Annotated in this window: 17 protein-coding genes and 1 riboswitch; of the genes, 10 read left to right on the plus strand and 7 right to left on the minus strand. The window is 63.4% G+C overall.

Going from position 1 to position 18,290, the window contains the following annotated elements; translation table 11 throughout:
- Positions 1–171 precede the first annotated feature (171 nt).
- The gene (locus tag ACLGL5_RS25060) at positions 172–2,184 is read right to left on the minus strand and encodes an acetyl-CoA carboxylase biotin carboxylase subunit (protein ID WP_069092261.1); all 2,013 of its coding nucleotides are present in this window, start codon (positions 2,182–2,184) and stop codon (positions 172–174) included.
- A gap of 200 nt (positions 2,185–2,384) precedes the next feature.
- Here ACLGL5_RS25060 and ACLGL5_RS25065 point away from each other — a divergent pair, with 200 nt between their 5' ends.
- From ACLGL5_RS25065 to ACLGL5_RS25095, 7 genes are all read left to right on the plus strand, one after another.
- Entirely contained in the window at positions 2,385–3,512 is a 1,128-nt protein-coding gene (locus ACLGL5_RS25065) for an S-(hydroxymethyl)glutathione dehydrogenase/class III alcohol dehydrogenase (RefSeq protein ID WP_019858413.1), read from the plus strand.
- A gap of 67 nt (positions 3,513–3,579) precedes the next feature.
- The gene (gene gfa, locus ACLGL5_RS25070) at positions 3,580–4,149 is read left to right on the plus strand and encodes an S-(hydroxymethyl)glutathione synthase (protein ID WP_027046885.1); all 570 of its coding nucleotides are present in this window, start codon (positions 3,580–3,582) and stop codon (positions 4,147–4,149) included.
- Between the two features lie 63 nt (positions 4,150–4,212).
- The gene (locus ACLGL5_RS25075) at positions 4,213–4,680 is read left to right on the plus strand and encodes a YaiI/YqxD family protein (RefSeq protein ID WP_069092262.1); all 468 of its coding nucleotides are present in this window, start codon (positions 4,213–4,215) and stop codon (positions 4,678–4,680) included.
- Between the two features lie 30 nt (positions 4,681–4,710).
- The gene (locus ACLGL5_RS25080; RefSeq protein WP_064984246.1) at positions 4,711–5,388 is read left to right on the plus strand and encodes a DUF1345 domain-containing protein; all 678 of its coding nucleotides are present in this window, start codon (positions 4,711–4,713) and stop codon (positions 5,386–5,388) included.
- A gap of 97 nt (positions 5,389–5,485) precedes the next feature.
- Positions 5,486–6,367: a cytochrome b/b6 domain-containing protein gene (locus ACLGL5_RS25085; RefSeq protein WP_019858417.1), complete on the plus strand. Its 882-nt coding sequence runs from the start codon at positions 5,486–5,488 to the stop codon at positions 6,365–6,367.
- A 1-nt stretch (position 6,368) separates the two neighbouring features.
- The gene (locus tag ACLGL5_RS25090) at positions 6,369–7,178 is read left to right on the plus strand and encodes a molybdopterin-binding protein (protein WP_064984242.1); all 810 of its coding nucleotides are present in this window, start codon (positions 6,369–6,371) and stop codon (positions 7,176–7,178) included.
- A complete protein-coding gene (locus ACLGL5_RS25095; protein ID WP_069092263.1) occupies positions 7,178–7,615 on the plus strand; it encodes a GNAT family N-acetyltransferase in 438 nt (145 codons plus the stop codon). Before ACLGL5_RS25090 ends, ACLGL5_RS25095 begins: the two co-directional genes overlap by 1 nt.
- On the opposite strand, the gene ACLGL5_RS25100 is transcribed toward ACLGL5_RS25095, so the two are convergent.
- A complete protein-coding gene (locus ACLGL5_RS25100) occupies positions 7,612–8,613 on the minus strand; it encodes a hypothetical protein (RefSeq protein WP_038647061.1) in 1,002 nt (333 codons plus the stop codon). The genes ACLGL5_RS25095 and ACLGL5_RS25100 overlap by 4 nt on opposite strands.
- Before the next feature lie 277 nt (positions 8,614–8,890).
- Positions 8,891–8,977: riboswitch (glycine riboswitch) on the plus strand.
- A gap of 149 nt (positions 8,978–9,126) precedes the next feature.
- Between ACLGL5_RS25100 and gcvT the strand changes: the two genes are divergently transcribed.
- Genes gcvT through gcvP form a run of 3 tightly spaced genes read left to right on the plus strand, consistent with a single transcriptional unit; the run spans position 9,127 to position 13,430 of the window.
- The gene (gcvT, locus tag ACLGL5_RS25105) at positions 9,127–10,227 is read left to right on the plus strand and encodes a glycine cleavage system aminomethyltransferase GcvT (RefSeq protein ID WP_038647063.1); all 1,101 of its coding nucleotides are present in this window, start codon (positions 9,127–9,129) and stop codon (positions 10,225–10,227) included.
- A gap of 5 nt (positions 10,228–10,232) precedes the next feature.
- Positions 10,233–10,601 carry a glycine cleavage system protein GcvH gene (gcvH, locus tag ACLGL5_RS25110; protein ID WP_027046888.1) on the plus strand — a complete coding sequence of 123 codons (369 nt, stop codon included), beginning with the start codon at positions 10,233–10,235 and terminating at the stop codon, positions 10,599–10,601.
- Between the two features lie 15 nt (positions 10,602–10,616).
- Entirely contained in the window at positions 10,617–13,430 is a 2,814-nt protein-coding gene (gene gcvP / locus ACLGL5_RS25115; RefSeq protein ID WP_069092264.1) for an aminomethyl-transferring glycine dehydrogenase, read from the plus strand.
- On the opposite strand, the gene ACLGL5_RS25120 is transcribed toward gcvP, so the two are convergent.
- The 5 genes from ACLGL5_RS25120 to ACLGL5_RS25140 all read right to left on the minus strand — a co-directional run bounded on the left by ACLGL5_RS25120 (position 13,431) and on the right by ACLGL5_RS25140 (position 18,286).
- Entirely contained in the window at positions 13,431–14,606 is a 1,176-nt protein-coding gene (locus tag ACLGL5_RS25120; protein ID WP_069092265.1) for a GGDEF domain-containing protein, read from the minus strand.
- 173 nt (positions 14,607–14,779) lie between these two features.
- Positions 14,780–15,253: a tetratricopeptide repeat protein gene (locus ACLGL5_RS25125; RefSeq protein ID WP_019858425.1), complete on the minus strand. Its 474-nt coding sequence runs from the start codon at positions 15,251–15,253 to the stop codon at positions 14,780–14,782.
- 162 nt (positions 15,254–15,415) lie between these two features.
- Positions 15,416–16,243, minus strand: a complete 828-nt coding sequence (locus ACLGL5_RS25130) for a PA3715 family protein (protein WP_069092266.1) — start codon at positions 16,241–16,243, stop codon at positions 15,416–15,418.
- A gap of 110 nt (positions 16,244–16,353) precedes the next feature.
- Positions 16,354–17,319 (minus strand): type II secretion system F family protein, encoded by a 966-nt coding sequence (locus ACLGL5_RS25135; protein ID WP_069092267.1) that lies wholly within the window; start codon positions 17,317–17,319, stop codon positions 16,354–16,356.
- Between the two features lies 1 nt (position 17,320).
- Positions 17,321–18,286, minus strand: a complete 966-nt coding sequence (locus ACLGL5_RS25140; protein ID WP_032930462.1) for a type II secretion system F family protein — start codon at positions 18,284–18,286, stop codon at positions 17,321–17,323.
- Between the last annotated feature and the right edge of the window lie 4 nt (positions 18,287–18,290).

The raw sequence follows: 18,290 nt of genomic DNA on the forward strand, positions 1-18,290 counted from the left end.
CGACCGCCAATCACAGGCTTGCCGAATGCACGGCGCCTCACCTCAGAGATTGTTTCGACGTTCGCTCCGGCGAGTCATATGATGGTGGTTTCGAGAACCGGAGCGCAAGTAGAACGGGAAGCGCAGAAAACGCCTTCAGATGGCGGCCGAAGTAGAATTTCCAAACAATCTCTAGGCGAATTCCATGATCACCGCGTCCACAGCCAGGCTGTCGCCGGGCTTGGCGTTGAGTTTCGATACGATGAGGTCGCGTTCGGCGCGCAGCACGTTTTCCATCTTCATCGCCTCGACCACGGCCAAGGTCTCGCCGGCCTTGACCTCCTGGCCCTCGGTGACAGCGATCGACACGACGAGGCCGGGCATCGGGCAAAGCAGCAGTTTCGACGTGTCCGGCGCCACCTTCTCCGGCATCAGCCGTTCCAGCTCGGCGATGCGCGGCAGCATGGCGCGCGCGGTCACCGACATGCCTTTCCAGGCGATGCGAAGACCGTTGGCGACAGGCCGGATCTGGGCGACAACGGAGCGCTTGCCGACCGTGCCGCGCCAGATCAGGTCGCCCGGCCGCCAGTCGGATGAAACGGTCAGCGCCTTGCCGCCGCCGATCGACAGGTCGATCTCCATCGGAATGGATATCATGCCTTCGAGGATGGACGCCTGGAGGTAGTCGTCGCCGAGCTTCACCACCCAATCGCGCTTGAGCGCACCCGAATGCGGCGCCAACCGCCCGCCCAGCCGGTCGAGCCGGTCGCGGCGCAGCAATTCCACCGCGGTCACGATCGAGGTGAGAACTGCTTTTTCTCCGCTGTTCGGCACGACGGGCGCAAAACCGTCGGGATATTCCTCGGCTATGAAGCCGGTCGATATCGCCCCTTCCCGCCAGCGCGGATGCTGCATCAGCGCCGCCAGGAACGGAATGTTGTGCTCGATACCGTCGACCACAAAACTGTCGAGCGCTTCCGACATGGCATCGATCGCTTCGATGCGCGTCGGCGCCCAGGTGCACAATTTGGCGAGCATCGGGTCATAGAACATCGAAATCTCGGAGCCTTCGGTGACGCCGGTGTCGTTGCGGATGATCACATCGCCGAATTGCCCTTCCTCCGGCGGCCGGTAGCGCGTCAGCCGGCCGATCGACGGCAGGAAATTGCGATGCGGGTCCTCGGCATAGAGCCGGCTTTCCACCGCCCAGCCATTCAGCTTGATGTCGCTTTGCTTCAAGGCGAGCTTCTCACCGGCGGCGACGCGGATCATCTGCTCGACCAGATCTATGCCGGTGACGAGTTCGGTCACCGGATGCTCGACCTGCAATCGTGTATTCATTTCAAGGAAATAGAAGTTCTTGTCCTTGTCGACGATGAACTCGACCGTGCCGGCGCTCTGGTAGTCGACCGCCCTGGCCAGCGCCACCGACTGCTCGCCCATGGCCTTGCGCGTCTTGGCATCGAGGAAGGGCGACGGCGCCTCTTCCGCCACCTTCTGGTTGCGGCGCTGGATCGAGCATTCACGCTCGCCGAGATAGAGCGCATTGCCATGCGCATCGGCCAGCACCTGGATCTCGATATGGCGCGGATCGACGACGAATTTCTCAATGAACACGCGGTCGTCGCCGAACGAGCTCTTGGCTTCCGAGCGCGCCCGGTCGAAACCGTCGCGCACTTCCGACTGGTTCCAGGCAATGCGCATGCCCTTGCCGCCGCCGCCGGCGGAGGCCTTGATCATCACGGGATAGCCGATCTCGCCGGCGATCTGTTCGGCGTGGTCGGCATTCTCGATGACGCCAAGCCAGCCGGGCACGGTCGAAACCTTGGCGGCGTTGGCGAATTTCTTCGATTCGATCTTGTCGCCCATGGCCTTGATCGCCTTGGGCTTCGGGCCGATGAAGACGATGCCTTCCTTCTCCAGCGTTTCGCAGAAGGCGGCGCGCTCGGACAGGAAGCCATAGCCGGGATGCACGGCCTGAGCCCCGGTTTCCTTGCAGGCGGCGATGATCTTTTCAGGGACAAGATAACTTTGCGCGGCGGGCGAAGGCCCGATATGCACCGCCTCGTCGGCCATCTCGACATGCACGGCATCGCGATCGGCATCGGAATAGACGGCGACCGTGGCAATCCCCATCTTGCGCGCCGTCTTGATGACGCGACAGGCGATCTCGCCACGGTTGGCGATCAGGATTTTCGTGAACATGCTGAGGTCATTCCCCTCCGGTCGGTCGTTCCTTTTATGACCTGTGCTTGCAGGGTCAAGCCGACCATGCAAATCACTGCCTTTCAATCGATTTGCGATTCCAATTCATCGCTGTGGCGCAGTCTCGGCGCCAGCTTCTAGTTGATCGTGTCGAAAAAACCTGAAACCTTGGAAAAAAATTCGCATTTGGAGGACGCCCTATGAAAACCCGCGCCGCTGTCGCTGTCGCCGCCGGAAAGCCGCTGGAGATCATGGAGGTCGACCTCGACGGTCCGCGCGAAGGCGAGGTGCTGGTCGAGATCAAGGCGACCGGCATTTGCCACACCGACGAGTTCACGCTGTCGGGCGCCGATCCCGAAGGCCTGTTCCCAGCCATTCTCGGCCATGAGGGCGCTGGCGTGGTGGTCGATGTCGGCAAGGGCGTCACCTCGGTCAAGAAGGGCGACCACGTCATTCCGCTCTACACGCCGGAATGCCGGCAGTGCCCGTCCTGCCTGTCGAGAAAGACCAATCTGTGCACGGCGATCCGCGCCACGCAGGGCCAGGGCTTGATGCCCGACGGCTCGTCGCGCTTCTCGATCGGCAAGGACAAGATCTTCCACTATATGGGCTGCTCGACCTTCTCCAACTTCACCGTGCTGCCCGAGATCGCGGTGGCCAAGGTCAATCCGGACGCTCCCTTCGACAAGATCTGCTACATCGGCTGCGGTGTCACCACCGGCATCGGCGCCGTCATCAACACCGCCAAGGTCGAGCAAGGCGCGACCGCCGTGGTCTTCGGCCTCGGCGGTATCGGCCTGAACGTCATTCAGGGCCTGAAGCTTGCCGGCGCCGACATGATCATCGGCGTCGATTTGAACAACGACAAGAAGGCATGGGGCGAGCGGTTCGGCATGACGCATTTCGTCAATCCGAAGGAGATCGACGGCGACATCGTGCCTTACCTCGTCAACATGACCAAGCGCGGCGCCGACCAGATCGGCGGCGCCGACTACACGTTCGACTGCACCGGCAACACCAAGGTGATGCGCCAGGCGCTGGAAGCCTCGCACCGCGGCTGGGGCAAGTCGGTCATCATCGGCGTCGCCGGCGCCGGCCAGGAAATCTCGACGCGGCCGTTCCAGCTGGTCACCGGCCGCACCTGGATGGGCACCGCCTTCGGCGGCGCGCGCGGCCGCACCGACGTGCCGCGCATCGTCGACTGGTACATGGACGGCAAGATCCAGATCGATCCGATGATTACCCATTTGCTGAAACTGGACGAGATCAACAAGGGGTTCGACCTCATGCACGAGGGCAAGTCGATCCGAAGCGTCGTCGTTTACTGAAGCAAGCCACACGCCGCCGACCGACCGGCCAGCGACCTCTGTGGTTCACAACTGGGAGGAGAAAAGAATGGCGGAGAAACTGCATCCGAAAATCGACAATGGCCTGCCAAAGGAGAGCGCGAGCTTTGCCGGCGGCACGCTGGTCTGCGCCTGCACCAGCAAGCCGGTCAAGGTGAAGGTCAAGGGGCAGATCGCCCACAACCATGCCTGCGGCTGCACCAAATGCTGGAAGCCGGAAGGCGCGGTATTCTCGGTGGTTGCCGTGGCCGGCACGGGCGACGTCACCGTCAGCGAGAACGGCGACAAGCTGAAAGTGGTCGATTCCGCGGCGCTGATCCAGCGCCATGCCTGCACCGGCTGCGGTGTCCATATGCACGGCCCGGTCGAGCGCGACCATCCCTTCAAGGGCCTGACCTTCATCCATCCCGAGCGCTTCGTCGAGGATGGCTGGTCGCCGCCGGGGTTTGCAGCCTTCGTCTCGTCAATCATCGAATCCGGCGTCGATCCAAAACGGATGGACGGTATTCGCGCGCAGCTAAGGACAATCGGGCTCGAACCCTATGACTGTCTCAACCCTGGCCTGATGGACTATATGGCCACCTGGACCGCGAAGAAGTCCGGCGCCTTGCCGGCCTGAACACTGTAAGATTTCAGGCAGGGGCCGGACACGTTTCCGGCCCCTGTCCGTTTCGGAGGGATTATGCCCGCACCCGCCATCTACGTCGATGCCGACGCCTGCCCGGTCAAGGCCGAGGTGGAAAAGGTCGCCGAGCGCCTCGGCGTCGTCGTCACCTACGTCTCCAATGGCGGCTTGCGGCCATCGCGCGATCCAATGATCCGCAATGTCGTGGTCTCCAAGGGCGCCGACGCCGCCGACGACTGGATCGTCGAGAATGCCAAATCCAACGACATCGTGATCACGGCGGACATTCCGCTTGCCGCCCGCACGGTGGCGCTCGGGGCGCATGTGCTTGGGCCAACCGGGCGGCCGTTCACGCCCGAAACCATCGGCATGGCGGTGGCCATGCGCGACCTCAAGCAGCATTTGCGCGAGACCGGTGAGAGCAAGGGCTACAATGCCTCCTTTGCGCCGCAGGACCGTTCGCGGTTTCTTGGTGAACTCGACCGCATCTTGCGGCGCGCGCTGAAATCCGCCACACCCGGCTAGAAACCGAGCGCGATCCAGGGTGGAGACGTCATGGCCATCGAAGCCCCGATCCAGAAACCTATGCAGCGCCATATGCTGTTCGCAATGTCGGCGTGTTTCGGCGCGTTTGCGCTGCTCGTGGCGTTGCTGCTGCACGCCCCGCTCGCCTATTCGATCGGCGCCAATGCCTTTTTCGCCGCCTACGTCATTCTCGTCGTCAGCCAGATGCCCAAATTCAGCGGCAAATATCTGAGCAAGAATGCGCGCGCCACCGACCAGCCGGTGCTGGTCATCTTCGCCGTGACGCTCGTCGTCGTTGTCGTCGCCGTTGTCTCGTTGTTCCTGCTTATCAACCAGAAGAACAGAGGCAATTCCGTCGAACTCGGTTTCGCGCTGCTGTCGATCCCGCTTGGCTGGTTCACCATCCATGCCATGGCCGCACTTCACTATGCGCATGTCTACTGGATGGACGGCGATGCGGTGGACGCTGAAACCAAGAAGAAAATCCCGGTCGGCGGATTGCTGTTCCCAGGCGACAAGCGCCCGGAAGGTTGGGATTTCCTCTATTTCTCGGCAGTCATCGGCATGACGGCGCAAACCGCCGACACCAACATCTCGACCACGCATATGCGCTGTGTCGTCCTCGTCCACTCGATCCTGTCGTTTTTCTTCAACACGGTCATCGTCGCCGCGGCCGTCAATCTCGCCGTCAGCCTGGGTGGCCCGTAATAAATCCGTGATCGGGTGAAACATCGGTTTGGATCGCGACGTATCAGGAGGACAATGAACGCGCAGGTCACGCCGCGAGGCCGGGAGACGAGACAAAATGGAATCCGTTGCCAGAAGCCAATCCGCCACCGGACCGGACGCTCCCGTGTCGAGCGACAGCACGCTGATCTACCGGCAGTCGCGGTGGACGCGGCTGACACACTGGATCTGGGCCATTTCGCTGTTCTTCATGCTGCTTTCCGGCCTGCAGATCTTCAACGCCCGGCCGCAGCTCTATATCGGCAAGCAATCCGGCTTCGGCTACAACAACACCATTTTCGAAATCGGCGCCGAAAACACGAGCGCCGGGCCGCGCGGCTTCACCGAGATCTTCGGGCACCGCTTCGACACGACGGGCGTGCTCGGCTGGTCGGGTCCGCCAGGCAACGAGACGGCGCGTGGCTTCCCGTCCTGGGCGACCATCCCGTCCTATTATGACCTCGGCACCGCCCGCGTCGTGCATTTCTTCTTCGCCTGGATCCTGACGACGACCTTGATCGTCTGGCTGGTCGCCAGCCTGGTCAACGGCCATATCAGGCGCGATCTCGCCCCGCGCCTCGACGACCTCAAGCGGCTGCCGCGGGACATAGTCGACCACGCGAAGCTGAAATTCCATCACACACGTGAATACAACACACTGCAGAAGATGGCCTATGGCGGTGTGCTGTTCGTGCTGTTGCCGCTGATGATCATCACCGGCCTTGCCATGTCGCCCAGCATGAATTCGGTGCTGCCTTTCCTCAACGAAGTGCTCGGCGGCCGGCAGACGGCGCGCACCATTCATTTCACCGTCATGCTGCTGCTGGTCGGCTTCTTCATCATCCACATTCTGATGATCCTGGCCGCCGGCCCGATCAACGAATTGCGCTCGATCATCACCGGCTGGTACCGCACCGACCCTCCCGCGCATGACGACAAGACGACCGAGAGGAGTGCCTGACATGGCGAAGTTTGAGATCAGCCCCAATTTTCAGATCAGTCGAAGGAAATTCCTGACTGCCGCCAGCCTTGGCGCCTCGGGTATCATGCTGTCGGGCTGCGACGCTTTCGACAGCCAGTTGAGCATCGGCAGCGGCCTGCGCAGTTTCCTCGAAAACGCCAATGGGCTGACATATCGCGCGCAACGCCTGCTTGCCGGCCGTGACGCGCTGGCACCGGAATTCACCGAGGCCGATATCCGCCAGCCGCAGCGGCCGAACGGCGTTACCGCCCCTGACGACGACACCTACAAGGGCCTGCTCGCCAACAATTTCGCCGACTGGCGGCTGGAAGTCTCGGGCCTCGTCGAAAAGCCGCTGTCGCTCAGCCGCGAGCAGCTTCAGAACATGCCGAGCCGCACGCAGATCACCCGCCACGACTGCGTCGAGGGCTGGAGCTGCATCGCCAAATGGACCGGCACGCCGTTGTCGCAGGTGCTCGACCAGGCGGTGGTCAAGCCGCAGGCGCGTTACGTCATGTTCCACTGCCTCGACACGATCGACCGCAGCCTATCCGGCGACATCAAATATTACGGCACGATCGACCTGATCGACGCCCGCCATCCGCAGACGATCCTCGCCTACGGCCTGAACGGCAAACCGCTCCCGGTCGAAAACGGCGCCCCGTTGCGCGTCCGCGTCGAACGCCAACTCGGCTATAAGATGCCGAAATATCTCTACAAGATCGAGTTGGTCGACGGCTTCGCCAATGTCGGCGGCGGCCGCGGCGGCTATTGGGAAGACAATGGCTATGACTGGTATGGCGGGATTTGATGACCACCCGCATACAGGCCGAGCACGATCTTTCGCCGATCGAGTTGAGTTCACTCGAGGAACGCCTCCACAACGACAACCGACGCGCGACGGGCTGCGCCGATTACCGGGGACTGGCTTTCGTTATTCGTGACTGTGCAGGACATGCGATCGGCGTTGCCGCCGGCTACTCTTGGGCGAGCACGTCCGAGCTGACATTGATGTGGATTGACGAGGCCTATCGCGGTCGCGGCTATGCAAGGCAGTTGCTCAGCGCTTTTGTCGCTGAGGCAACGGTTCGAGGAGTCAGGAGAATTTGGGTCTCCAGCCACGACTTCCAGGCACCGGGCCTCTACGAGAAGGCTGGCTTCCGGCGCATCGCCGAACTCGCGGAATGGCCCGAAGGCCACTCCAACATCATCCTTTGTAAAACGACAGCAGCGGACGGTGCACTTTAGGCAACCTTCTCAAGCAGCGGCCTCAATGCCGGATGTATCTCCGGCGAGGCATGCTTGATCAGGGTCAGCAGCGCGCGCTCGTTCTCGTACAGAGGCCTATCCACGCCGATATGCTCGACCAGCCATTTGGCTTCGCCGGCATCGATCGTCTCGGCACGGCGGGCCAGGGCCTCGGCCGCCCTGTTCTTGGCCTCCCATTCGGCCTCGATGTCATCGGGGGACCGATAGGCCTCGATGATGCCAGCAAGGCTGCCGGAGACCATGCGGCTGAAGAACCCGCCGATTGCCGGCTCGGCATGTTCGAGGAAGCTCTCCTGGCGCAGCGCCACGTCGCGGGTCGGCGCCTCATAGCCGGCCGAACACATGACGAAATTGGCGATCGCCTTGACGAAAAGGTCGTTCCAGGACGGATCGTTCTTGGCCTGGGCGGTGTGCTCGTTGATCCTGAACAGCACCTCGGCCTCGCCGCGGGTGATGGCGATGTTGCCGTCGCCGCCATGGGCGTAGAGGATGCGGCGCAGCAGCTCGACTTCCGCCTTGGCGATCAGTCCGGGCACCAACACGCCGCCCAGCATCAGCGGCCCCTTGCCGTCGATAACGGCATGCGCGACCTGCTCCAGCGCATAGACGCAAAGCTTGCTCGGCGAGGATCTCGCCTTTTCCAGCACATGGACCAGCAATTCGAGTTCGGTGCGGCTGTCGACCATGCCGTCGCGCGAAATAGTGCGGACCAGCCAATCGGCATTGTCCTGCGAAATATAGCCGGACGGCTTCTCCTGGTGGACGATGTAGTCGGTCACCGCCTCGACGAAGAAAGGTGCCCACTCCGCGCATTTGTCCTGGGCCGTCTGGTCGAGAGCGAACAGCGCCTCGGCCTCGCCTCGCGTCACCACGCCATCGGCGAACACGTCGCGGCGCAGCATCACCACATCCTCCGGGGCAATGCGATTCTTCGAGGTCAGCCCCGCCACCGGCGCGCTCATGATCAATTCGCCCATTGTCGTCCCCGTCCGCCCCAAAGCGTTACATCGGCCCGCTATATCAGGAGTGTCTTGAAAAACCGGCAAACGGCGTGGTTAGCGAAGACTTGCCGGCCAGTGCATGTCGCCCAAAAGTGCGCAGCGGTTTTGGGAAAACGACATGCATCAAACAAAGAGCTAAAGCGCATCACCTGAATCCGTTTCATCGCGACGCACCTTTAGATGTCGCTGGGAGGTGACAAGGTGTCGCCGACGGGCTATGGATGGCACGTCGAGGGCTCGGGATTCTGAGTCCTACCTGTTTGCGGGAGAGAGCAGCGAGAGCTGCCGCCGAAGGGGAAATCGCCCGAAATCTCTCAGGCAAAAGAACCGTAGACGGGAAAGACACTCTGGAAAGTCGGGGCTTGCCCCCGCGCCGAAGGTGTAAGCGCCGCTGACAGAGTTCCGGCTGCGCGAGTCTCTCAGGCTTCAGACAGAGGGGCACGGACTGGTCGCCATTCGCGGCCGATTGCGTGCGACTCTGGAGACGACATGACGGGCGACGATAGCAAACACCTTCCCCTCGAAGATATCCACACAGCCGCCGGTGCGCGCTTCGGCGCCTTCGCCGGCTGGTCGATGCCGCTGACCTATCCGGCCGGCGTTATGAAGGAGCACCTGCACACCCGCGAGCATGCCGGTCTCTTCGATATCTCGCATATGAAACTGTTCGAGGTCAGCGGGCCGCAAGCGGTTGCGCTGCTCGACCGCGCTTGCCCCTTGGATGCCGGCGCGCTCGAAATCTCGCAGTCGAAACTGTCCTTCTTCCTCAATGAGGCCGGCGGCATCCTCGACGACCTGATCGTCACCCGGCTCGGCGATACAAGGTTCATGGTGGTCGCCAATGCCGGCAACGCCGCCGCCGACGAGAAGCATCTGCGTGAACTGGCCGCGAATTTCGATGTGAAGGTCGAGCCGCTCGACCGCGTCTTCCTGGCCATCCAGGGACCCGAGGCCTGGGCAGTCCTGTCCCGTGCCGGCATCGAGACCGGCTCGCTGCTGTTCATGCACGGGGTCGAGCCGCGGAAAGACTGGTTCATGAGCCGGTCGGGTTACACCGGCGAGGACGGTTTCGAGATCGGCCTGCCGGAGGCGGACGCGCGTGATTTGGTCACGAAGCTGCTCGAGGATGAACGCGTTCTGTGGATCGGCCTTGCCGCGCGCGACAGCCTGCGGCTTGAGGCCGGCCTCTGCCTGCATGGCCAGGACATCACGCCGGAGACCGACCCGGCCGCCGCCGCGCTGATGTGGGCAATTCCCAAGGACATCAGAGCTTCCGGCGCCTTTATCGGCGCCGACGCCTTGCGCGCCGCCGTCGAACGCGGCCCGGCGCAAAAGCGCGTCGGCCTGAAGCCGGAAGGCCGCCAGCCGGTGCGCGCCGGTGCCGCCCTGTTCGATGCCGACGGCAATCACGCCGGCCATGTCACGTCAGGCGGCTTTGGCCCCTCGGCCGGCCATCCGGTCGCCATGGGCTATGTCGCCGCAGCGCTGGCAAAGCCCGGCACACGGTTGTTCGCCGACGTACGCGGCACGAAGATCCCCGTCGATATCAGCTCCCTGCCCTTCACCCCTCATCGCTACCGCAAAGGATGAACTCCATGGCAACGACCTATTTCACATCAGATCACGAATGGCTCCGCGTCGAAGGCGGTATCGCCACGGTCGGCATCACCGACTACGCGCAGGAGCAGCTCGGCGACCTCGTTTTCGTCGAACTGCCGGAGATCGGAAAGAAGCTGACCAAGGGCGACACCGCCGTCGTGGTCGAATCCGTCAAGGCGGCCTCCGACGTTTACGCGCCGGTTGACGGCGAGATCACCGAGGCCAACGGCACGCTGTCTTCCGACCCGTCGCTGGTCAACTCCGCGGCAACCGGCGCAGGCTGGCTGTGGAAGATGAAGCTTGCCGACGAAAGCCAGCTCGCCGGCCTCATGGACGAGGCCGCCTACAAAGCCCATATCGCCTGAAATCAGGACTTAGAGATGATGACCACAGCACTTACCCCCTTCTCGGCCCGTCATATCGGTCCTGGCGTGAACGATGTCAGAGCCATGCTTGCGGTGATCGGCGTCCCTTCCGTCGAGACGCTGATCAGCCAGGCCGTGCCGCAGTCGATTCGCCTCGACCTGCCGCTGACCTTGCCCGCGCCGGCCAGCGAGGCCGAAGCGCTGGCCGAATTGTCGGCCACCATGGCGAAGAACACCGTGCTGAAGAGCTTCATCGGCGCCGGCTATCACGGCGTCCACGTGCCGCCGGTCATCCAGCGCAATCTGTTCGAGAATCCGGCCTGGTACACGGCCTACACGCCCTATCAGGCCGAGATCAGCCAGGGCCGTCTGGAAATGCTGTTCAATTTCCAGACCTTGGTCACCGAATTGACCGGACTGCCGGTGGCATCCGCCTCGCTGCTCGATGAAGCAACCGCTGTCGCCGAAGCGGTCGGCATTGCGCTGCGCCACCACCGCGACAAGCGCAGCAAGGTTGCGTTCGCCGGCACGCCGCATCCGCAGACGCTGGATGTGGTGCGCACCCGCGCCGAACCGCTCGGCATCGAGATCGACGGCGAGACCATCGACGACAACACCGCTGCCCTGCTCGTCTCCTGGCCCGACACCTTTGGCGTCTATGGCGACCACAAGGCCGCGATCGACAAGGCCCGCGCCACCGGTACCATCGTCGTCTTCATCGCCGATCCGCTGGGCCTGACGCTGACCGATGCGCCGGCGAAACTCGGCGCCGACATCGCCGTCGGCCCGATGCAGCGGTTTGGCGTGCCGATGGGCTTTGGCGGCCCACATGCCGCTTACTGCGCCGTCTCCGATAAGCTGACGCGTCTGATGCCCGGCCGCCTCGTCGGCCAATCGACCGACAGCAAGGGCCGGCCCGGATACCGCCTTGCCTTGCAAACGCGCGAACAGCATATCCGCCGCGACAAGGCGACCTCCAACATCTGCACCGCGCAGGCGCTGCTCGCCAACATGGCGACGGCCTATGCCATCTGGCACGGCCCCGCCGGGCTGCAGGCGATCGCCGGACGCATCCACGCTCTGGCAAACCGTCTGGCGAGCGGCCTCAAGGCGGCGGGCGTTTCGGTGCTCGGCGCCAGCCGCTTCGACACGGTGACGGTGGAGGCGAAAGGCAAGGCCGCGCAAATCGCCGACGCTGCCGAAAAGACCGGCCGGCTGCTGCGCGTCCTCGACACCGACCATGTCGGCATCGCCTTCGACGAGACCTCGACAGACGCCGATCTCGACGCGATCGCTTCCCTGTTCGGCGCCAAGGCTGCCTCCTCGGCCGACAGCACCGTTCCCGGCAAGCCGCGTGGAAAGGAGTTTCTGACCCAGCCGGTCTTCAACGAGAACAAGTCGGAGACCGACATGATGCGCCTGCTGCGCCGGTTGGCCGACAAGGATCTGGCGCTCGACCGCTCCATGATCCCGCTCGGATCCTGCACCATGAAGCTCAACGCGGCGGCCGAAATGATGCCGGTGAGTTGGCCAAGCATCGCCAATCTGCATCCCTTCGCACCGGCCAGCCATTCGGCCGGCTATCGCGCCATGATCGGCGAGCTGGAAGGCTGGCTGTCCGAAATCACCGGCTTCGACGCGGTCAGCCTGCAGCCCAATGCCGGCAGCCAGGGCGAATATGCCGGCCTGCTCGCCATCCGCGCCTATCACCGCTCGCGCGGCGAAGGCCATCGCACGGTCTGCCTGATCCCCTCTTCCGCGCATGGCACCAATCCGGCGAGTGCGGCGATGGCCGGCATGAGCGTCGTCGTCGTGCGCTGCCTGGAAGACGGCAATATCGACATGGACGATATGCGGGCCAAGGCCAACGAGCATTCCAAGAATCTCGCGGCGCTGATGTTCACCTATCCCTCGACGCATGGCGTCTATGAAGAAGGCGCGCGCCACCTCTGCGCCCTCATCCACGAGCATGGCGGCCAGGTCTATTTCGACGGCGCCAACCTCAACGCGCTGGTCGCGCTCGCCCGGCCCGCCGATATCGGCGCCGATGTCTGCCATATGAACCTGCACAAGACCTTCTGCATCCCGCATGGCGGCGGCGGCCCCGGCATCGGCCCGATCGGCGTCAAGGCGCATCTGAAGCCCTATCTGCCGGGCCATGTCACCGAAGGCTCGGCGCATGCCGTGTCGGCGGCACCCTTCGGCAGCGCTTCCATCCTGCCGATCACCTGGATGTATATCCGCATGATGGGCGCCGCCGGATTGAAGCAGGCCACGGAGACCGCCATCATCTCGGCCAACTATGTGGCGACACGGCTCGCGCCGCACTTCCCGCTGCTCTACAAGGGCCGGCACGATCGCATCGCGCATGAGTGCATCCTCGATACCCGCGTGCTCAAGGACAGCGCCGGCATCAGTGTCGATGACATCGCCAAGCGCCTGATCGACTATGGCTTCCACGCGCCGACCATGTCGTTTCCGGTCGCCGGCACGCTGATGGTCGAGCCGACGGAATCCGAGCCGAAGCGCGAACTCGACCGCTTCTGCGAGGCGATGATCGCCATTGCCGGCGAAGCGGCGAAAGTCGCCAGGGGCGACTGGCCCTTGGCCGACAACCCGCTGGTCAACGCGCCGCACACCGCCGCCGAGACGCTGGCAGGCCAGTGGACCCACCCCTACTCGCGCCTGGAAGCGGCCTATCCCGCGGGCGACGCCGATACGGCGGCCAAGTACTGGCCGCCGGTGTCGCGCATCGACAATGTCGCCGGCGACCGCAATCTGGTCTGCTCCTGCCCGCCGCTGTCGGATTACCTGGGCGCGGCTGAATAACTAGGCTGAGCGCAAGGCCGGCTTGACCGGTTCGGCCTGGCCCATTCTTTTGCCGCTGATGACGCAGTTTCGGCCGGCGCGCTTGGCCGCGTAGAGCGCGGCATCCGCCTCGGCCAGCACCTCGTCGAGGCTGCTGCCGTCGGCGCCGCCGAAGCCGATGCCGCCGCTGACCGTGCTGCGCAACGGACCGAGCGGGGTAGGAACGATTTCGGTGCCGAAGGCGACGCCGATCTTGCTGGCGAGATCATGGGCTCGCTCTTCCGTCATCCGCGACATGACGATGGCGAACTCCTCGCCACCCAGGCGAAAGGCGTCGACGCCGGTCCTGGCATATTTCCGGATGACGGCGGCGAAGCGGCACAGGACCTGGTCTCCGACCGGGTGACCGTAGATGTCATTCGTCCTCTTGAAGTGATCGAGGTCGAACATGACGACCGCCATGAAGGGACCGAAGGGCCGCTCGCCGTGGAGGGACATCAACCCGCGACGGTTCATCAGCCCGGTCAATGGATCGGTCATGGTCTCGGCCTTCAGCTCGATCTGCGCCTGCAGATGATGAAGCGAGAGCGTCAAGGCGCCCAGACCCGTCATGCAGGCCACCGCCACGACGGAATTCAGACGTTCGGCCCAGTTGTCAGGCGCTGCCCCGAGCGTCCATTGCCCCTTGGCCATCAGAACCACGCCGCAAAGGGCAAACGACACCGCGCAGGTGCCACTCAGGAACGAAACCACCAGCAGGATCCGGCGATCGTGGCTGCCATTGACCCAGAACATGGCTCCGATCGTCGACAGCAGCACGGTCACCGTCGCGTAGGTGACGATGAAGCCGACACCGTCAAGGCCGAGGAAGGTGAAGGCCGCGCAGACAGCCATGGCGGCAAGTGTCGGCATGATCGCACGCCTGTGGTTCGGCACGCCGAGATACTGCATGGCCGAAAGGCAGATGATCAGGAAGCCCAGGCTGAGCAGCGCCAGCGCAATCTGGCAAAGCAGCGGATCAGGCTCCTTGGTGTAGCGCCAGAACAGGATCACATGCGCGACAAGCACGATAATGCCGCACGCCACCGTCAGCACGAAACGCGCCCGCGGCGCGGTGAGCCAGATGGCAAACATGGTGACGGCAAGGCATGTGCCCGACAGCGCGGCCGCGAGCAGGAGCGAACTGAAATCCAGCATATCTGGCGGGGGCCTCTCGAGCGTCGGCGGTTACGCGGCATTCTAGGTCAGCGGCAGCCCTCGAACATGGTTTTCAGCCGATCTTTCGACCCAGGCTGCGTTTAGGGTTTACAAAGCGTCGACAGTGCCCGTGCGGAAATCGGCCCTTGGGCAGCGCGAGGATCAAACGCGCATCAGCCCTTGTTCAGTAAGGCGAGATTGGCGTTGACGACCGTCGGGTCGGCCATGCCGGCCTTCGCCTCGAGCAGCAGCGCCCTGGCCTTCTTCTTGTTGCCGCGCAGCAGTTGCGAATAGCCCATATTGTTGACGATCTGCGGTTTGCGGCCGGCGACCTTCAACAGCTGGCCATAGGCGCGGTCGGCGAAGTCGAAGCGGCCGAGCTCGTCATAGGAGGCGGCCAGCCCCATCCAGGCCTCCGCATTGTCGGCCTTCAGCTCGACGGCCTTGCGGAAATGCTGTTCGGCGAGACCATAATTGGCGTCGCGAAACTGCGCCTTGCCTTGTGCCAGGTCGGATGTGTCGACATCCTTGGCCGCCGGCTGGATCGCGGTCGTCTTGGTCGTGTCGACGTTGTTGTTCGTCGTGCACCCGGTGATCATCAGGACGGCCGCCATCGTGGCCATCGCCGCAAATTGTGTCTGACGCATGCCCTGCCCCGTCGCCCGATTTGCCGGGTCGTTCTTCAGGTAAAGACATTAGAGCAAAGCGATTAAGCTTCGGTACCGAAATGCAGCTAAGATTTGGTTTCCGCAATTACCAGCCATTAACCACCGGACCCCAACGCCTCAAGCCGACGCGGGGGGACGGTCTCACGGCGGATCCATTGCCTTGAGCTCGGCCGGAACCGGATAGCGGTGGCCGTCATAGCGCAGCCGGTAGGTCCGGCTCACCGACTTGCCGGGGTGGGACTGGCACTCGCCATCCTTGTCGGGGAGCGGCTCGTCGGTATCCTTCCGCTCTACCGCGATGATGTCATGGTAGCCGCGATGGATCCTCGGGCTCATCGCCAGGCTGACCTGGCTGGAATGAAAGGATCCCGCGCAACTGGTGTCGCCTTCGCCGCCATGGCCGGCTACGGCAAGCCCGTCGAGCACCGCCTGCAGCGCATTGCCTGATATGGCGTAGAGCCGCAGGTCGGTTTCGTTGAAGGGATTGGGCTGTGAATGATTGGCCATGTCGATGCGCAGGCCGAAGGCGGTGACACCCGGCGCCAGCCCATAACGGGCGGTATCGAATTCGATTCCCCGGATGGCGACGGCATCGTCGTTCATCAGCCTGGGCTGGAGCAGGCGCTGGCGTACCTGCAGGGTCTTCCTGTCGACGACCAGAAGCTCGATGTCGCCAACATGCTGGCCGTCGGCGGATTGGACGCTGTCGATCAGCGGCACCGCGACCAGCAACAGATCGTCATGGGCAGGCCAGACCTTGCAGAGCAGGCCAGGCATACCGTCCTGCGGGACCGCAAGCGGGATGCTGGTATGCGGTTCGAGCGTGAACGAGCGGCCGTCGGCGCTCTTTTGAATCTTGGGATAAGCCTGCCGCAACAGCGCGGCGGCATCGCCGCAATCATCGGCCGCGGCCAGGGCGGGCCACAGACTGGCCGCGGCAAGAGCGGCGGCACACAACAATATTCGCATGGGGATCCTCATGTCGCAGGGCCGAGTTCGGGCAGCAACTTGTTGGCCAAGCTCCGTATCAAGCTCGGCAAGCCGCGATGCGCAGGCTTGCCACTGAACATCGATGTCGCCTAGTGGTTACCCGTCATTTTGACGATGATCGGGATGATCGCGATCATCAGCACCACCGGCAGGATGCACACCGTCACCGGTATCGACATCTTGGCCGGCAAGGCATGTGCCTTTTCCTCGGCCAGCGACATGCGCTTGTGGCGCATTTCGTCGGAGAAGACGCGCAGCGCGCCTGACAGGCTGGTGCCGAGTTCCTTCGACTGCTGTAAGAGCGTGGCGAAGGAGCGAACCTCGTCCAGGCTGAGGCGGTCGGCGAGTGCCTTCAGCGCATCGTCGAGGCTGCGCCCTGCCCTCAGTTCCAGCGACACCAGCTGCAAATTCTGGCTGAGCGCCGGATAGGTCTTGGCGAGCTCCTTCGAGACGCGCTCGATACCGGCTTCCATGCTCATGCCGGCATCCGAACAGACGATCATCAGATCCATGAAGTCGGGAAAGCCGTTGCGGTACTCGCGCATCTTCTCCCGCACCTGCTGGGTCAGCACCAGGCCGGGCAGGAAATAACCGGCCACGCCCGACAGGATGACGAACGCCCAGCGGCTGGTCATCGTCGCTTCGGCGCTGGCCAGCCACTGGTTGAGGACAAAGGCGCCGATCGCGCCGCCGACCAGCGCGGAAAAGCGTATGATGAAGAACGTGCCGACGGCGCGCGGCTCCATATAGCCGGCCTGGATCAGCTTCATGCGCAACCGGGCGACATTTTCCGGATCGCTCCTGGCGTAGAATTCCTGCGCCCGCTTCACCGCCTTTTCGCGCACGACATTGGCGTTCTTCTTCTGCAGCGGCTCGGGCTTCGCGGCCACCGCGCCATGGTCGACCTTGAGCCGGCGCTTCACGTCGTTGCGGTCGCCCTTCGCCGCCACCATCGGCCAGGCGACGGCGACGCTGCCCAGGGCCAGAAGCAGGATCGCCACCGGCATCAGGGAGGTCGGTGCGAGCGAGGCTAGGAATTCGATGAAGCCCTGCATGTCAGAACCTGAAATTCGACATTTTGAACATCATCAGATTGCCCAGCATCAGCCAGGTCACGGACCCGCCGATCAGGTACCAGGTCTTTGGCTCGTCCCAGACATCACGGTAGAAGCCCGGCATCAGCGCCATGATGGCGGCAAACAGCAGCGCCGGTATCGCCGTCAGGATGTAGGCCGACATGCGGCCTTCGGTCGAGATGGCGCGCACCTTGCGACGCAGCTTGCCGCGCTCGCGGATCGTCAGCGCCAGGCCGTCGAGGATTTCGCGCAGATTGCCCCCCGAACTGGACTGGATGGAGACGGCGGTGATGAACAGCGGCAGATCCTCATGGCCGACCCTGTCGAACAGCGAATTCAAAGCCGAGACCAGGTCGGAACCATAGGTCACCTCATCGGCGATGACGCCGAACTCGGTGCCGATCGGATCGGGCATTTCGCGCGACACCATGGCGATGGCCACCGGCACGGGGTGACCGGCCTTGAGGCCGCGCGTGATCAGTTCCAGTGCCTCGGGCAGCTGCATGCCAAAGCGCTTAAGCCGACGCTTGCGCATGGAGCGCATCACCATCACCGGCACCAGCGGCAACAGCACGACGAACAGGAGAAGCCCCATCAGCAGTGGCAAGCCGTACCAGATGGCGACCAGGGTCATGGCCATCGCCACACCCGAGGTGATCATCAGAAATTTCGACAGCGGCATGATCATGCCCGACTGCGTACGCAGCGCGCGGAACCGGTCTGGCGAGAACAGCGAGGTGCCCGCGTCGAGGCCGCGCTCCTTGCGCAGCTGGATCAGCACCTGCTCCTGGCTGATCTTGCTTTCCTGCAGCTTCATGCGCCGGTTGATGGCGGTGCGCTTGTCGCTGCGGCCGGCATAGAGGAGATAGCAGGCCTCGGCGATCATGATGCCGGTCAGTGCTGCCCCGGCATAGACGACATAGATTGCGCTCAGCCCGTCGAACACCCGG

The sequence above is a fragment of the Mesorhizobium sp. U510 genome (assembly GCF_059180695.1).

What these genes read in the sequence shown, in the direction of transcription:
- ACLGL5_RS25095 (WP_069092263.1), top strand. Translation starts at nt 7,178, where the DNA reads ATGACCACCCGCATACAGGCCGAGCACGATCTTTCGCCGATCGAGTTG.
- ACLGL5_RS25125 (WP_019858425.1), bottom strand. Translation starts at nt 15,253, where the DNA reads ATGCGTCAGACACAATTTGCGGCGATGGCCACGATGGCGGCCGTCCTG.
- ACLGL5_RS25065 (WP_019858413.1), top strand. Translation starts at nt 2,385, where the DNA reads ATGAAAACCCGCGCCGCTGTCGCTGTCGCCGCCGGAAAGCCGCTGGAG.
- gcvH (WP_027046888.1), top strand. Translation starts at nt 10,233, where the DNA reads ATGGCAACGACCTATTTCACATCAGATCACGAATGGCTCCGCGTCGAA.
- ACLGL5_RS25120 (WP_069092265.1), bottom strand. Translation starts at nt 14,606, where the DNA reads ATGCTGGATTTCAGTTCGCTCCTGCTCGCGGCCGCGCTGTCGGGCACA.
- ACLGL5_RS25100 (WP_038647061.1), bottom strand. Translation starts at nt 8,613, where the DNA reads ATGGGCGAATTGATCATGAGCGCGCCGGTGGCGGGGCTGACCTCGAAG.
- gfa (WP_027046885.1), top strand. Translation starts at nt 3,580, where the DNA reads ATGGCGGAGAAACTGCATCCGAAAATCGACAATGGCCTGCCAAAGGAG.
- gcvT (WP_038647063.1), top strand. Translation starts at nt 9,127, where the DNA reads ATGACGGGCGACGATAGCAAACACCTTCCCCTCGAAGATATCCACACA.
- gcvP (WP_069092264.1), top strand. Translation starts at nt 10,617, where the DNA reads ATGATGACCACAGCACTTACCCCCTTCTCGGCCCGTCATATCGGTCCT.
- ACLGL5_RS25130 (WP_069092266.1), bottom strand. Translation starts at nt 16,243, where the DNA reads ATGCGAATATTGTTGTGTGCCGCCGCTCTTGCCGCGGCCAGTCTGTGG.
- ACLGL5_RS25135 (WP_069092267.1), bottom strand. Translation starts at nt 17,319, where the DNA reads ATGCAGGGCTTCATCGAATTCCTAGCCTCGCTCGCACCGACCTCCCTG.
- ACLGL5_RS25085 (WP_019858417.1), top strand. Translation starts at nt 5,486, where the DNA reads ATGGAATCCGTTGCCAGAAGCCAATCCGCCACCGGACCGGACGCTCCC.
- ACLGL5_RS25090 (WP_064984242.1), top strand. Translation starts at nt 6,369, where the DNA reads ATGGCGAAGTTTGAGATCAGCCCCAATTTTCAGATCAGTCGAAGGAAA.
- ACLGL5_RS25075 (WP_069092262.1), top strand. Translation starts at nt 4,213, where the DNA reads ATGCCCGCACCCGCCATCTACGTCGATGCCGACGCCTGCCCGGTCAAG.
- ACLGL5_RS25060 (WP_069092261.1), bottom strand. Translation starts at nt 2,184, where the DNA reads ATGTTCACGAAAATCCTGATCGCCAACCGTGGCGAGATCGCCTGTCGC.
- ACLGL5_RS25080 (WP_064984246.1), top strand. Translation starts at nt 4,711, where the DNA reads ATGGCCATCGAAGCCCCGATCCAGAAACCTATGCAGCGCCATATGCTG.